At 38.4% G+C, this 15987-nt stretch carries 16 protein-coding genes and 2 tRNA genes; 4 read left to right on the forward strand and 14 right to left on the reverse strand.

The features are described 5' to 3' along the window. The first annotated feature begins 177 nt into the window (after positions 1–177). The 3 genes from LZ480_RS18480 (at position 178) to LZ480_RS18490 (ending at position 772) form a co-directional block, all read left to right on the forward strand. A tRNA-Met gene (locus tag LZ480_RS18480) sits at positions 178–254 on the forward strand. 9 nt (positions 255–263) lie between these two features. Then, positions 264–335, forward strand: a tRNA-Glu gene (locus LZ480_RS18485). Positions 336–550: 215 nt separating this feature from the next. Further along, the gene (locus LZ480_RS18490) at positions 551–772 is read left to right on the forward strand and encodes a sodium:potassium antiporter (protein ID WP_241371023.1); all 222 of its coding nucleotides are present in this window, start codon (positions 551–553) and stop codon (positions 770–772) included. A 189-nt stretch (positions 773–961) separates the two neighbouring features. Here LZ480_RS18490 and LZ480_RS18495 read toward each other — a convergent pair whose 3' ends face one another. The 8 genes from LZ480_RS18495 to spoVT all read right to left on the reverse strand — a co-directional run bounded on the left by LZ480_RS18495 (position 962) and on the right by spoVT (position 6999). Beyond that, the gene (locus tag LZ480_RS18495; protein WP_008408265.1) at positions 962–1390 is read right to left on the reverse strand and encodes a S1 domain-containing RNA-binding protein; all 429 of its coding nucleotides are present in this window, start codon (positions 1388–1390) and stop codon (positions 962–964) included. Positions 1391–1575: 185 nt separating this feature from the next. After that, positions 1576–1992: an FtsB family cell division protein gene (locus LZ480_RS20025; RefSeq protein ID WP_241371024.1), complete on the reverse strand. Its 417-nt coding sequence runs from the start codon at positions 1990–1992 to the stop codon at positions 1576–1578. A 47-nt stretch (positions 1993–2039) separates the two neighbouring features. Next, positions 2040–2498: a spore cortex biosynthesis protein YabQ gene (gene yabQ / locus LZ480_RS18505; RefSeq protein ID WP_332844048.1), complete on the reverse strand. Its 459-nt coding sequence runs from the start codon at positions 2496–2498 to the stop codon at positions 2040–2042. Then, positions 2495–2794: a sporulation protein YabP gene (yabP, locus tag LZ480_RS18510; protein WP_241371025.1), complete on the reverse strand. Its 300-nt coding sequence runs from the start codon at positions 2792–2794 to the stop codon at positions 2495–2497. Before yabP ends, yabQ begins: the two co-directional genes overlap by 4 nt. 84 nt (positions 2795–2878) lie before the next feature. Then, positions 2879–3169, reverse strand: coding sequence for an RNA-binding S4 domain-containing protein (locus LZ480_RS18515; protein WP_241371026.1), 291 nt, complete (start codon positions 3167–3169; stop codon positions 2879–2881). A 4-nt stretch (positions 3170–3173) separates the two neighbouring features. Then, complete coding sequence (gene yabN / locus LZ480_RS18520) at positions 3174–4640, reverse strand: bifunctional methyltransferase/pyrophosphohydrolase YabN (protein ID WP_241371027.1); 1467 nt, start codon at positions 4638–4640, stop codon at positions 3174–3176. Between the two features lie 9 nt (positions 4641–4649). Further along, entirely contained in the window at positions 4650–6254 is a 1605-nt protein-coding gene (locus LZ480_RS18525) for a putative polysaccharide biosynthesis protein (protein WP_241371028.1), read from the reverse strand. A gap of 208 nt (positions 6255–6462) precedes the next feature. Beyond that, entirely contained in the window at positions 6463–6999 is a 537-nt protein-coding gene (spoVT, locus tag LZ480_RS18530; protein WP_241371029.1) for a stage V sporulation protein T, read from the reverse strand. A gap of 241 nt (positions 7000–7240) precedes the next feature. Between spoVT and LZ480_RS18535 the strand changes: the two genes are divergently transcribed. After that, positions 7241–7564 (forward strand): hypothetical protein, encoded by a 324-nt coding sequence (locus LZ480_RS18535; RefSeq protein WP_241371030.1) that lies wholly within the window; start codon positions 7241–7243, stop codon positions 7562–7564. A 67-nt stretch (positions 7565–7631) separates the two neighbouring features. On the opposite strand, the gene mfd is transcribed toward LZ480_RS18535, so the two are convergent. From mfd to glmU, 6 genes are all read right to left on the reverse strand, one after another. Next, entirely contained in the window at positions 7632–11144 is a 3513-nt protein-coding gene (gene mfd / locus LZ480_RS18540; protein WP_241371031.1) for a transcription-repair coupling factor, read from the reverse strand. A gap of 82 nt (positions 11145–11226) precedes the next feature. Continuing rightward, positions 11227–11454 carry an anti-sigma-F factor Fin gene (locus tag LZ480_RS18545; protein WP_241371032.1) on the reverse strand — a complete coding sequence of 76 codons (228 nt, stop codon included), beginning with the start codon at positions 11452–11454 and terminating at the stop codon, positions 11227–11229. A 57-nt stretch (positions 11455–11511) separates the two neighbouring features. Continuing rightward, positions 11512–12075, reverse strand: coding sequence for an aminoacyl-tRNA hydrolase (gene pth / locus LZ480_RS18550; protein ID WP_241371033.1), 564 nt, complete (start codon positions 12073–12075; stop codon positions 11512–11514). Between the two features lie 159 nt (positions 12076–12234). Beyond that, positions 12235–13434, reverse strand: a complete 1200-nt coding sequence (locus LZ480_RS18555) for an MFS transporter (protein WP_241371034.1) — start codon at positions 13432–13434, stop codon at positions 12235–12237. A gap of 133 nt (positions 13435–13567) precedes the next feature. Next, entirely contained in the window at positions 13568–14527 is a 960-nt protein-coding gene (locus tag LZ480_RS18560) for a ribose-phosphate diphosphokinase (protein ID WP_241371035.1), read from the reverse strand. Between the two features lie 26 nt (positions 14528–14553). Further along, the gene (gene glmU, locus LZ480_RS18565) at positions 14554–15924 is read right to left on the reverse strand and encodes a bifunctional UDP-N-acetylglucosamine diphosphorylase/glucosamine-1-phosphate N-acetyltransferase GlmU (RefSeq protein WP_241371036.1); all 1371 of its coding nucleotides are present in this window, start codon (positions 15922–15924) and stop codon (positions 14554–14556) included. Between the last annotated feature and the right edge of the window lie 63 nt (positions 15925–15987).

Consider the following 15987-nt stretch of genomic DNA (forward strand, 5'->3'; position numbering starts at 1 on the left):
ACATAACAGTGAAAATTGTAATATTTTATCCCTATTTCATGCACAATCCCTCTCCAAATTAAAGTATTTTAACTATCTTCCCAAAAAAGATAAGTATAAATTATTCTTATTTAAATTTATGAAAATAGTGTTGACACTTTTAACGTAGCCTTGTATTATTAGTTTTGTTGTTAAATTGGCGGTGTAGCTCAGTTGGCTAGAGCACTCGGTTCATACCCGAAAGGTCGTGGGTTCGACTCCCTCTGCCGCCACCATATTTGTTTGGCCCGTTGGTCAAGTGGTTAAGACACCGCCCTTTCACGGCGGTAACACGGGTTCGAATCCCGTACGGGTCATCTTAGAAAGTGCTATCCAAAAAGTATGTACTTTTTGGAAAACACTCGTATCATGTATAAATAACCCGCTATAGGCGATGTTGAGAATATATTCTCAACATCCTCAGCGCAAAGGGATTGTCTTGAATTTATTTCCTAGGCAATCTCTTTTTTCTTTATCGTTTAATGGAAATAATAGTACGTTTCACTTTATAATGGAAAAGGAGGTGGCGTTGATGTTGATACAAAACTTTACATATTTAGCTTTTCTGTGTGGCGTTAGTATGCTTTTAGTCGTCGGTGGTGTTGTTTTAACAAACTTACCATTACCTTTACAAATTATTATGATTGCGATTGGTTTAATTGGCGGTATTTTTTGCTTTATCACATTAATTCGTGTTCTTATTAAACATAATGCCGAAAATGCGAATAAATCCTCACCAGAACAAAAACGTTAATTTTATTTGAAAGCATAGCTCTGGCGAAAATAGCACAAGTTGTTATTTTTCTTTTGCGGATTACACTAAAAAATTTATGCTTTCCTCGCTACACACAAACAAAAAGCAGATTCACACAGGGCTTCCTCTGTGTAAATCTGCTTTTTCATCTATATGACACTTTTTCTAAGTTTCAAATAGCCAGCAAAATTATCCTCTGCGAGCTCCTCGTCCACCACGTTTTGATTCAGTTGCACGTTTTAATGTAGTTAAACGTTCATCGCTATCTTTTAAGAAGCGCGCCATTTTTTGTTCAAAGTTTTCTTTTGGTTGACGATCGTTGCGATCATTTGAACGATTGTTTTCACGACGAGGACGTTGTGGGCGCTCTGGTCGCTCAGCTTGAGGCTTTGCTTTACGAATTGAGAGACCAATCTTACCATCCGCTTCAACATTCATCACTTTTACTTCGACTTCATCGCCGACTTTAAGGTGTTCGTTAATATCTTTTACATAGTTGTCCGCTACTTCACTAATATGAACTAAACCTGTTTTTCCATCTGGAAGCTCAACGAATGCACCGAAATTTGTGATGCCTGTTACCTTACCTTGTACTTTGCTGCCTACTTCAATTGACATAAAAAAAATGCTCCTCCTTAAATTTTAAGAGACTTCTAATAAAAGTCGTTTATCAATTAATAATGAAACTTTTGTTCAATAGCTTCTCTTCTAATTATAGCTAACATAAAAAGAGTGTCAACAAGACACTCTTCCAAAAGGTAATAAATGACATTTTTTTATAACTCTATACTACTTTTGTGTCATTATTCACTCTTTTTATCCGAATCTGTTTTTTCATCTTTGCTATCTGGAATCGTAAAGATAATCTCGCCTTCTTCAGAAAGGAAAAACTCTTTTCGTGCTAACTTCGCAATATATTCATCGTCTTCTAATTTTGTAATTTGTAAATTTAACATTTCTTGTTTTTCTAAGGATTCTTCTAACTGTGCGTTTACTTCGGCTTTTTTAATTTGTTTGTCAGCAAGTCGTTCATTTTGCATGCTTGAAAATTGTGCTAAACCGACAATTGAAGCAACTGCGATGATTAAAAAAATGGCCAGTCTTCGGCGAAGCAATACGGCTTTTTTCGCTTTTTTGGCGTTTGGATTTGAACGGACAAATTCATTATCAAGTGGTTGAACATTATTATGTAGCTCATCTTGAATATCTCGTTTCCCCACTGCCGTCTCCTCCTTTGTTTTAAATCAGTTATTATCATTATACGAGTTCATTTCTTCGATTTAAAGTTTTTTAACAAATATTTCTTTAAAAATTTGAAAATTGGATTTATTATTAATAAACAAAGCGCTATTACAAACTGAATTATTTTACGAATAATCACCACAAAGACATGTCCAATAAAATAAATGGGCTTAATCACTATGTTCACAAAAAGCCTTCCGATAAAACGAGCTATATTTTGGAAAAATAACTCATAACTAATAATTCCTAATATTTGTGCCAGCGGGTCGACAAATCGCCATTGTCCACCCTTTATTAAAAATAATAAATAAAATGTGCTAATGGCTAAAAGAACCCATACAAGTGCTTCTAAATATCGTGCTATATCGCGAATAAATTTTATCGGAAATTGTCTTGTGATTATTCTTGTCCCATCAATTACCATACCCACGGCAATTCCGCTTATAAACATGACGATGATGCTTACAAGCTGCGCACTCATCATCCAAATAATTTATGGAGGAAGCTTTTCGATAATCCGCTATCGCTTTCATCGTACTGGAGTTGTTTGACTTCTCCTTCTAATGTCAGTAAGCCTTTGTCCACATCTAAATGCACAATGCGTAATTCTTCACCACGGATGAGTAAATGTCCTTGTGATGTGTTAACGAAAAATTCCTCTTGATCGAAGCGTTCAATGCTTTTTACTGATGTCATGTCCATTCGTTTTCGATTGCGTACCGTTACTAAATGATCTCCTGAAGAAATTGTATAGCGTGTACTTTCTTGATGAATTGTCATGCCAGTCCCCCTTATCCTTCATAGTTGTACACTATATGCTTGCTTAAAAAAAAGCATGACAGATTTTTCTGCCATGCCATCATTCTATTCTTCATCATCAATAAATTCTGGTTCGACTTTTTCAAGACGCTCTTCTTTAAGAATGGTAAACATTTTTAATGCATCTTCTTTTTTCACACTTTCGCGCAGCTCTTCTACACGTGCCGTGACGATTTTTTGCCCGAAGCGAATCGCTAGCTCATCGCCTACTTTGACAGTACTGCTGGCCTTTGCCACTTTACCGTTAATAGTAATACGACCTTGTACGGCTACTTCTTTTGCTAATGTACGACGTTTAATTAAACGTGAAACTTTCAAAAATTTATCTAAGCGCATAAAATTACTCTCCTTTTTCTAAACGTTTTGCTTCATCCCAAAAGCTATCTAATTCATCTAACGTAAAATCACTAAATGTTTTGCCGCTATTTTTCACACTGTTTTCGACAAAGTTAAAACGACGCGCGAATTTTTCATTGGCATGTAGCATTGCTTCTTCTGGTGAAATTTTGTAGAAGCGCGCCAAGTTTACTAATGTGAACAGTACATCACCAAACTCGTCCATGCGGCTTGTCGCTTCACCACTTGAAATTTCTTCGCGGAACTCTTGCCATTCTTCTGTAAATTTATCCCATGCGTCTTTTACATTTGGCCAATCAAAGCCAACTGTCGCCGCTTTTTTCTGGTAGTTATATGATGTTTGGAGTGCTGATTCAGGGCGATATTCATTTTTTAGTAATGGCTCGTCCCCTGTTTCGCCCTTTTCTTCTTTTTTAATCGCTTCCCAGTTTGCTACAACTGTATCGGCATCTTCTACTGATACATCCCCAAACACATGCGGGTGACGGCGAATCATTTTTTCACTAATCGACGCTAATACTTCTTCTAGTGTGAAGTAACCATTATCCTCACCAATTTGAGCATGTAAGAATACTTGTAATAGAACATCGCCAAGCTCCTCAACCATTGCGAAATCGTCTTCTGCATCAACCGCAGCTAAAAATTCATGCGCCTCTTCTAATAAATACTTCTTCAATGATTCATGCGTTTGCTTTTGATCCCAAGGGCAACCTTCTGGACCGCGCAATTTCGCAATAATCTGACGGAATGTTACCCAATCACGTAGTGCATCTTCATCTGCTGTGACAGGTGGTACATATACTGTCGTTAAGTTATTGATTTCTGCCGACTGATCTAACTCATATAACGGTACAGTACGTAATTGCTCTTGTGAAGAACCCGCTGCTGTGACAATTGTTACTGGATAATCATCACGATATTTTTCCATTAATGTGAGCTTTACTTCAGACGCACTGAACGAATCGTACACTTGCGCAATTAAAATGTGCTGGCGCATATTAATATCATGCATCGACATGCTGGTGCCATCTAATAGCTGGAAGCCTTCAATTGGGTCAATTTTTAACGCGCCGAAAATTGGGTCTAAAAAGCTTTGACCACCTTCTATAACAAGCTTAATCTTTCCTTGACTGTCAGCTTCAATTAAATGCTGTACCGTTTGCTCGGCTACTAACGGATGCCCTGGTACTGCATACATTATATCTTCTACTTTTACAGCCTCAATTAAGCGCTCTGCAATTTCCTCGTATACTGGACCGAATGTACCGTACTTCATATACACTTCGTCAAAACTCTTAAATTCGATACCCTCTTGCTTTAAATCTTGTAGTACAGGATGATCCTCTGTACGTACATATAAAATTTTCGCGGCTTTAATTTTTTTATAAACACCCATTTGCATTTGTTCAAAATCGGCTGCACCTAAACCGATAACTGTTAATTGATTCACACGATACACCTACTTCTTTCGATTTAACCATAATTGATACATAGCCATACGACGGCCAAACGGAATTAAAAACCAATCCTTTTCCGTCAACACACGCAATTTCGCTACAACGGTAATAAAACTAAATGCCCCAAGTGATACGAGGATCCCACTATAAATAAGTGCTACCGAACGACGCATCTCAGGAGCTGTAAACACAATATCTAAAAGGAACACTGCACACGTGATTGTCACAATCATTACGATGCTTGCAACAAGTAGCTTTCGGTAAAACATTGCCGTAGCTAAGCGACTTACTGCTATTTTTTTCATATAAATGACTAATGCGATTGCTGCAAAAATTAACCCAACAGTACTCGCAATCGCAGCACCTAGCACATCTAAATGCGGAATAAGCACCACATTTCCTATATATTTTAACGCAATACTTATCAGCAAAAATAGTGCCGGCATTTTTAATTTACTATAGCCTTGTAATACCGCCATAAACGTCAATATTATCGATAACGGAACAATTTGTACTACATATAATCGTAGCATATTGGAATAGCTGTCGGTCTTAAATAAGAGCGTGTTCGCATAAGGCATAACCAGTACGAGTCCCAGCGCTGCCGCCACGCCAAATAAGAGCGAGCTACGATACGTCAATTGAATAAATGGTTTTGCTCCACGTCCATTTTTTGCCTTTGCTTTTAATGCGACGAGCGGTACAATCGCTAACGAAAGTGACGTTGCAATGACAATTCCTAGCTGCACAAGAGGCTGTCCGCGATCATAAATACCCTTCACTTCCATCGCTTGGTCAATTTCCATACCAGAAGCCACAAGCATTTTAAAAATCGTAAATGAATCAACCAGTTGGAAACATAACAGTAGTAACGCACCCATGCTAATCGCGATACTATAGAGCGTTACTTCTTTCAAAATCGGCCACACCGCCACTTTTTTTTTCGCAATGGGCTGTTGTTCACGTTTTAAAAACAAGAATAACAATATGATTCCTGCTACTTCACCAATGACGGTTCCTAATACTGCCATTTTCCCAACAGTATACACAGAGGTCGTAAACTGTAGCAACACAATCGTACCAACTAAAATAATTGCTACACGAATTGCTTGTTCAAACACTTGTGCATAGGCAACTGGTTGCATATAACTATTCGCTTGAAACGTCCCTTTTAATAAGGCTAGTAACGGCATGCACAATGTAACGAACGATCCCATCTTCAATAATCCTGCAAGTTCGGCATCATTCATTAAAGCGGCAAGGGCATCTGCTCCGAAAAATAGTAAACTAAAAAATATTAGTGATAGCACCATCAAATATTTAAAAATTGCCCAAGACACGGCACGTTTTTCTAAGGCTGTACCACCACGTGCTTCAATATCTGCTAGCATTTTGGAAATGGCTACCGCAAATCCACTTGATGTCCAAACGACAAAAAACGAAATAAACGGATACACTTGCTGATAGACATAAAAGCCTTGATCGCCTACTAAATTTTGATAAGGCACTCGGTAAATAGCACTTAATATTTTGACAATAAGTGCTGCCATCGTTAGTAATAGCGCACCCTTCATATAATTTTTCATTCCAAAATTTTGCGAAGACATTCTATTTCCTTCCTCTACTACATACAATGTATTTAGTATAACATGAATAACTATTTGTAAAATTAGACGTTGTGCCATTAGAAAAATACATTTCGCAACAAATAATGCGAAATGATTTCTTTTCTAATATGGATTTCTTTGGAAAAATAATATACTTTCCTATCCACAAACAAAAACGCCCACTTTACATGGACGTTGTTTCAACGATTTAGTTTTCCATTTGCTTCGCTAAAAAATTGGCTGCTGCTTCAGCTGCCTTCTGTTCAACCTCTCCTATGAAATGCACCTTTGAAAATAAATAAACGGCTCCAATGGGATCACCTTGCGCAATAATAGGCACAATACAGTAAGACTTCACTTGCTCATGCTGTCCTGTAACAAGCTCAATAGATTGCTCGAGTTTTTCAACCGTTACTGTTCGATTTTTTATATGATCTTCAGAGAACATCGTCAACCGTCTTGCTAAGTAATCTTTTTTAGATGCACCTGCAACGGCAATCATTTCATCTCGGTCGCTAATACATGCTGGTGTGCCTATTGTTTCAAATAAACTTTCGACATACTGCTGTGCAAATTCACTTAAGTCATTAATCGGTGAATATTTTTTTAAAATGACCTCACCTTCTCGGTCAGTATAAATCTCTAACGGATCGCCTTCACGAATACGCAATGTTCTACGAATTTCCTTCGGGATGACAACACGACCTAAATCATCGATGCGACGAACTATTCCTGTTGCTTTCATCGTTTATGTTCCCTCGCTTTCACATCTATTTACATCAAGATGCTACTAGTTTGGCTTAAAAGAATTAAAGCTATGCATGTGTTCAAAACCAAATTTTTTAAATTACACACTTTTTGGGCATTTCAAATTAGATCACATTGACTATATTTGGGAATTTGTTTCAATTTTAGATTTTTTTCCGTTGTTTATGAAATAAAAACGAAAACAAAACATCTAGGAACGTCCTTAGGAGGTGCTGGAAATGTTAAGAGTAGATGCTATTGTCTCTACGCCAGATGCATATCGTCAGCAACAATACTATGCAGGAACACATTTGGCTCATTACCCGAACTATGCAACAGAACGTGCAGAGGTTATTTCAAAATTTGAAAATGGTATTTTTAAACGTTATTTAGAAAAACCAAACGGCCAACGTGATCTTACAATGACCTCCACAACACGTGAAAATCAATTTTTAGCGTTACGCCAAGAACATCGTAACCGTGAGGAGCTATTACAGAGATTAAATTATCAGAACGGTGTTCACTATAGCGTTCAGCATTCTATTAAATCGATGTTAGAATAATAATTTTCTCCATATAAAAAGAAGGAAACGAAGAAGTCATTTACTTGTTCGTATCCTTCTTTTACTTTTAACTTCCCTTTTTTGCTCCTGCAATGACTTCCATCATTTTTTCTACGACATCAAACGGTAAGTGATTGCCACATTTATGATAATCTACGGTAATAACAAGCTGAGTGCCTTCCATACCAAAGCCGATCGCGCGCCCAAAGTTCATTGACTGCTCAACAATTTTCGCACCATCTGCGTATTGTGTGCCTTCTTCTGAAAGTGTAATCGATACGATCTGCTGTTTTTCTTTAATTGAAACAACGCCAGCCTGTGCCGCCCACACTTTCATACGTGCCACACGCATTAAGCGCTCCGTTTCAACAGGTACATCGCCAAAGCGGTCCTGCATTTCGTCGATAATTTCATAATAATCTTCTAAATGCTCCATCGCTTTGATACGCTTATACATTTGGATTTTTTGATAGCCATCTGGGATATAGGCATCTGGAATATAGGCGTCTACATGCAGAATCACTTCAATTTCTTGCTTCTCTTCTTTTTTCACACCTGTACGACGCTCCTCAACAGCCTCTTCTAACATTTGTGAATATAAATCAAAGCCGACTGAATCGATAAAGCCGTGCTGCTGTGCACCAAGTAAATTGCCCGCACCACGAATCGATAAATCACGCATAGCAATTTTGAAACCTGAACCAAGCTCAGTAAATTCTTTCACCGCTTGTAGACGTTGCTCTGCGACTTCTGTTAGCATTTTATCGCGCTCATACATAAAGTACGCATAGGCAATACGATTTGAACGACCAACACGTCCACGCAATTGATACAACTGCGATAAACCCATACGATCCGCATCATGAACGATTAACGTATTTACATTTGGAATGTCGACACCAGTTTCAATAATTGTCGTTGTCACAAGGACATCATATTCTCCATCAATAAATGATAAAATAACCGATTCTAGTTTTGCCTCTGTCATTTGCCCATGTGCAAATGCTACACGGGCATCTGGTACTAGCATTTGAATTTCTTCGACGCGGCGGGTAATATCATCGACGCGGTTATATAAGTAAAACACTTGCCCACCACGAGCCATTTCACGTTCAATTGCTTCACGCACTAACGCACCGTTATGCTCCATCACATACGTTTGTACAGGGAAACGGTTTTGTGGTGGTGTCTCGATTACTGATAAATCACGCACCCCTACCATCGACATATGCAACGTTCGTGGAATCGGTGTTGCTGTTAACGTTAATACGTCAACGTTTGTGCGTAGCTGCTTAATTTTTTCTTTATGTGTTACACCAAAGCGCTGTTCTTCATCAACAATAAGTAAGCCCAAATCTTGATACTCTACATCTTTTGATAAAATTCGATGCGTACCAATGACGATATCCACGGTACCCTCACGTAGACCTTTTAACGTTTCGGTTTGTTGCTTTTTCGAACGGAAACGACTTAGTAGACCAACATTCATGGCATAGTCTTCAAAACGCTTCGTAACCGTTTCATAATGCTGTTGCGCTAAAATCGTTGTCGGCACTAAAAATGCTACTTGCTTGCCATCTAAAATTGCTTTAAAGGCCGCGCGAATGGCTACTTCTGTTTTGCCATAGCCTACATCGCCACACACAAGGCGATCCATCGGGCGTTCGCGTTCCATATCCTTCTTCACTTCAACAATTGTTCGTAATTGGTCTTCGGTTTCTTCATATGGGAAAGCCGCTTCAAAGCTACGCTGTTCATCAGAGTCAGGTGCGAACGCAAAACCTTTCTCTGCTTCACGCTTGGCATAGAGCTTGATTAAATCATCGGCAATATCCTGCACTGCTTTTGATACTTTTGTACGCGTCTTTTTCCAATCTGAACCACCTAGCTTATGTAGCTTCGGCTCTTTTTCACCCGATGGTACATAACGTTGAATCAGCTCGATTTGATCGACTGGCACATATAACTTATCATCTTCACGGTAGCGTACATGTAAGTAGTCTTGATGTGTATTATTCACAACCAATGTTTCAATACCAATGTATTTTCCGATCCCGTGATGCACGTGTACAACATAATCACCAGGTTTGATTTCTGTATAGGATTTAATACGCTCGGCATTGGTCATTTGCTGTGGTCGTGATTTTTTCTTCACCTGCTGTTTGAACAATTCATCATCTGTTACAACAGCTAAACGTTGCTGTGGCAATTCAAATCCGGCTGACAATGCAGCATTGACGATATAAACCCCCGGTGCGTTGGCGTAACCAATTGTTGCTTGAATATGATAATCTTCCATCAAATTTTGAATGGCCTTCATGCGCTCAGTAGAATCAGCTGTAAATAGCACGCTGAACTTTTCTTGCGTCCAACGAGCAATTTCATTTTGTAACAACGCAATTTGTCCATGGAATTGCTGCATTGGCTTACATGAAAAACTGATTGTTTTTTTCAATGTCACCCCAGCAAATGTCCGTGTAAATAATGCAAAATAAAGCTTAGTTTGCTGTAACATCGAGAGCACTTCTTTTAATGAAAACGACGGTTTTACATCATGTAGCGTTTTGCCATCTTCAATCATTGAAATAAACCATTCATGCTCCTCGCGTTCCCACGCCTCCATCACTTCTTGAATTCGCCCAAGCTCATCAAACAACACAATGCCGTCCTGTGCGAAGTAATCCCCTAAAAAATGAGGCTTCTCAAATAACAACGACCCATATTTTGCAATATAATCTGGCAATTGCCCTTGACGTAGTAGCTCAATATCTTGCCCAATATTTTCGAGTAACAGCTCTTGCGTTTCCTTTTTACGTACCTTTTTTAAACTTGCTGCAAGGGATACCTCTAAACGCTCTGCTAAAATGACACGCTGCTCGTTTGTGATAAGTAACTCCGTCGCTGGTAAAATAGTTAATTCCTGTAATTTCCCAATCGAACGTTGGTCATCTGCTGAAAATGTACGAATTGAATCTACCTCTGTATCAAATAACTCTAAACGAACCGGATTTTCCATATACGGAGGATACACATCTAAAATACCTCCTCGCAATGCAAACTCACCTGGTGATGTGACCATTTCGCTACGTGTATAACCTGTTTCCACTAACATATGTAGCCAATCTTCCACGACGATATCCTGTCCTACAGTGGTTTGTAATTCATGGCCAGCCCAATCTGTCGGTGCATTGAGCATTTTTCGCATTCCGGCCACAGGAATAATATAAATTCCACGCTCCTTATTCACTAAGCGCCCTAATGTCGCAATACGCTGTGCACGTAATTCAGGCGATGAAATTGTCACATTCGCCGCAATAAATTCTTCCGCTGGATAGTAATGAACAACTTCTTCACCAACCAGTGCACTTAAGTCATCCACGAGCTTTTGCGCCTGCAATAAATTCGATGACAAAATATAAATCGATTTATTCGTTTCTTCAAACATGGAATGAATTAATGCCGGTCTCGCACTACCTGTTAACCCTGTTATGAGACTATCATTCGCAGCACCGGATTGTACTTGTTGTAAAAAATTATGAATCTGCTTATCTTGCAAAAATATTTGGTGAATTGTACTCACATTCAAGCTCCTTTCTATTTTAATCACGAATTTAAAAACGGAAAAAGCCTTGGCGCGAACATTCGCGACCAAAGCAACTCCCTTACTGTAACCATTTTTTTAGTGCATAATAATCTGGGAACTGGCGCAATGACTGCTCACAATGCTCACAGATACTGTGTACAATTGTTTCACCTTGCGCATTTTTTTCAACGAATTCGTCCATTTCACCGATTTCAAATAAATGCAGCTTATGAATCGTTTTTTCCGCATCAAATGGTAAACTTCCCATCTCTACTTTACAATGTCGACAGCGATAACGAATCGGCATGTAGTATGCCCCCTTTATACGTCGTATATGGTAAAGTATAGCCGTATTGGCACTAAATTATGCGCCGTTAAATTGATTCATTACTTCTAAAAATGGCTTCTTTAATGCTGTTTCTACCGCATCACAGCTTTTATCAATTGCTTCTGTCACAACTGGCTGATCGTCTTTTGAAAACTTCGATAGCACATAATCAGCCACTTTCATGCCTGCTGGCGGACGATTTACCCCTACACGGATACGATTGAATTCTTGCGTACCTAGGTGCTGAATCAGTGATTTAATGCCATTATGGCCACCCGCACTCCCTTTTGCACGTAAGCGTAATTTCCCTGTTTCTAAATCTAAATCATCATAAATTACGATAATATCTTCTATATCAATATCAAAATAATCCATTAGCGGGCGCACACTTTCACCCGATAAATTCATATATGTTAATGGCTTCAATAAAATGACTTTGCCTTCAGGACGATGCACGCTAGCATACATACCATTAAATTTACTTTGATTTAATGGTGCATTCCAACGATTTGCTAATTCATCAATGACATCAAATCCAATATTATGGCGTGTATGCTCATATGGTTTTCCTGGATTTCCTAAACCGATAATTAATTTCACTACATATCGCATCCTTTTTCTCTAATCGACTTTATTCTACCATACATCGTTAGAAAACACATTTCGCGCCAAGTAGCGCGAAAGGATATCTTTTCTTCTGTAAATTTCAATGGGAATTGATTCTTATCTATCTACCAAAGAAAAGTGATGTGTATTGATTTAAACTTGCGTGCGCTTTTTACGTACATAATATAGAACAAAGAAGCCGACTGCCGCTAAAAATCGCATTGCCGTTGATAAATACATGGCTATATCCATCGAGTAGGTTTCAAGTAGCCAAATACCGATTTGTGGAGAGATAAAGGCAATAATCGCTAGCAACACATTATAGGATGTAATACAATACGTACGCACTTCTTGTGGTGAGTTTTCTAATAATAAGTTAAACAAAATTAGAACGGTCCCCGATACAAAGAAACCTGACAACATCGACATCGCTGTTAAGTAATACAGATTTGTTGATAAAACCATTAATAATGGCGCAGTCGACATGCCAAATGCTACCCAAACAAATACCCCCATATTGCCATATTTTTGCGACCAATTTTTCCATAGATTAAATGAAAAAATTTGTGCAAGCATATTGGCCACGTTAAACATACTAATCCAAAAAATTGTTGCCTCTGCATAACGAACATTATAAATATTAAAAAGCCCCCAAGCCATTTGCCAGCCAAAATTAAAAACAAGTGCCACAACTAAAAAAAGCACATACTGTTTATATTTAAAAATCGACCAATCCATTGCACGCTTCTTTTGTTGCTGCATTTCACGTACAGGCTCATCATGCTTCATGAGGAAATACAATTCCACTAGCCCGACGAAAAAAGTAAACATAAATAAAATTTGATACGCAAATTTGTTAGTTGTCATATCTTTCATGACTACACCAATTGTTAGCGTTACAATTAGCCCAACAATCGTTAATAAGCGATTGCGATCACTAAAAAACTGTGCTCGGCGATTTTCTTCAATCAGATTGCCAATAAATGATTGCCATCCCATATTAGCCATCGTATTGGGAACACTCATTGCGGCAATAAGTCCCAATAACAGCCACGAACCAAAGCTACCCGGTACATAACTTACAAAAGCGATTAATAAAAAGATAAATCGTGCCGCCACAACCGAGAAGGCAACTAATTTTTTTTGCTCAATAGCGCGATTCAATAAAATTGCTGCCGGCAACGTCATAATAAGTGTCACAAGCGGTGGTAATGAGCTAATTAATCCGACTTGGTAATTCGTTGCTCCAAGAATCGTCATTGCAAAAATCGGCACATAGCTATTGGAAGTATTTTGTGCCACAGCCGACGCCATGCCATGATAAATACTCATTTTTTCATTATATGTTTTCATTTCGACCTCTAATTTTCTTAATATTTACTCTTATCAATCTCATTATACTAATTTTCTTTCGGAAGTCGAAGTTTTTTTAGAAAAATAAAATAGCAGCTTAGGAAACGCGTTCCTAAGCTGCTCTAGCTATCAATTAATCAAACAAAGTACTTACTGATTTGTTTTCGTAAACACGAGAGATTGCATCTGCCATTAATTTTGCAACTGATAATTGCTTAATTTTTGGAGAAAGCTTTTCTTCGCTTAATTGAATTGTATTTGTTACAACTAATTCTTTAATAGAAGAATTTTCAATACGTTCGATTGCTGGACCAGATAATACTGGGTGTGAGCAACATGCGTAAACTTCTTTTGCACCGCTCTTGATTAATGCTTCTGCACCAATTGTAATTGTACCTGCCGTATCGATAATATCATCGATTAAGATACATACTTTACCATCTACATTACCGACAATGTTCATTACTTCCGCTACGTTAGGTTTTGGACGGCGTTTATCAATAATTGCAATCGGTGCTTTTAAACGCTCTGCCATTTTACGAGCACGCGTTACACCACCATGGTCTGGAGAAACAATTACTAATTCGTCTTCATTGAAACCTTTTGAACCGAAATGTTCTGCAAGTAAAGGTACTGCTACTAAGTGATCGATTAAAATATCGAAGAAACCTTGAATTTGAGGTGCGTGTAAATCTAAAACGATTACACGTGTAGCACCAGCAGTTTCAAGTAAGTTTGCAACTAATTTAGCAGTGATTGGTTCACGTGCTTTTGCTTTACGGTCTTGGCGTGCATAGCCATAGTAAGGCATTACAACGTTTACTGTACGAGCAGATGCACGTTTAACAGCATCAACCATAATTAAAAGTTCCATTAAATGCTCGTTAACAGGAGCAGAAGTAGATTGAACGATAAATACATCCATTCCACGAATACTTTCTTCAATGCTAATTTGAACTTCCCCATCACTGAAGTGTTTTACAGATGATTTCCCTAGTTCTACACCCATTTCATCAGCAATCTCTTTAGCAAGTGGATTGTTAGAATTTAATGAGAAGATTTTTAATTTTGAGTCAGCGTATTGATACGGCATGATGGCCTCCTGTATTTAAAATAGTTTTATTTTGAATTATTTTTGCTTAAATAGCCTAGCTTATTTTCTTGGCGAGCACGTGCGATTGCTAGTGCCTCTTCAGGTACCTCTTTTGTAATTGTCGATCCAGCTGCAATAAATGACCCTTTTTTCAGCGTCACTGGCGCAACTAGGTTGGAATTACAACCAACAAATACATCGTCTTCTATTGTTGTTTTAAACTTATTTTTACCGTCATAGTTTACAGTTATTGAACCGCAGCCAACATTTACGTTGCTGCCAATTTCTGCATCCCCAATATAACTTAAGTGCGAGACTTTCGTATCATCACCTAGCGTGCTCTTCTTCACTTCAACAAAGTTACCAATTTTCACATGGTCGCCTAATGTTGATTCTGGACGTAAGTGCGCGAATGGACCTACAGCTGTTTCGTTACCCACTTGGCTATTTAACACTACCGAACTATGAATCGTTGTGCTGTTGCCAATTTTGCTGTTCACGATATGACTGTTTGGACCAATTTTACAATCTTCACCAATTACTGTTTTGCCTTCAATGATTACACCCGGTAAAAGTACCGAATCACTTCCGATAACAGCATCTGCACTAATATGTGTTGAGGCTGGGTTAATAATTGTTACACCATTACGCATATGACGCTCATTAATACGTGCACGCATCAATTCTTCGGCTTGTGATAAAGCAAATCGATCATTTACACCAAGCGTTTCATCGAAGTTCTCCGTAACATAGGCTGCTACTACTTCTCCTTGCTTTTGTAAAATTTCAATGACATCTGGTAAGTAGTATTCACCTTGCGCGTTGTCATTTTTTACTTGCTTTAACGCTTCGAATAATGCTTTGTTATCAAAGCAATACGTACCCGTGTTAATTTCTTTTACTAGTTGTTGTTCTGCTGAAGCATCCTTTTGCTCAACGATTTGTGCCACTTGACCGTCTGAATCACGAATAATGCGTCCGTAGCCAGTTGGATTTTCTGCAACCGCTGTTAAAATTGTTGCTTTCGCATTGTTTGCCTCATGATGGGCAAATAATGCTTGCATCGTTTCCGGGCGAATTAACGGTGTATCACCACATACAACAAGTGTAGTGCCTTCTAAGCTACCTAAAATCGGTTCAGCCTGTTGAACGGCATGTGCTGTACCTAGTTGCTCTGCTTGTAAAACATACTCACTTTTGTCTCCCAGTGTTTCTTTTACAAGCTCTGCACCGTGACCTACAACCGTAACGACACGTTCAACATTTAGAGAGCCAATATGATCAATTACATGTTCTACCATTGGTTTCCCACAAACTGGATGTAACACTTTATATAATTTGGACTTCATGCGCGTACCTTGACCAGCAGCCAAAATAACTGCAAAAATATTTGACATCTTATAAGTCCTCCATTTTAGCTCATTTTCTCTTATGACTATATAGTAAATTCACTATCTTTT

It is taken from the genome of Solibacillus palustris (assembly GCF_022549215.1).
Taxonomy (GTDB): domain Bacteria; phylum Bacillota; class Bacilli; order Bacillales_A; family Planococcaceae; genus Solibacillus; species Solibacillus daqui.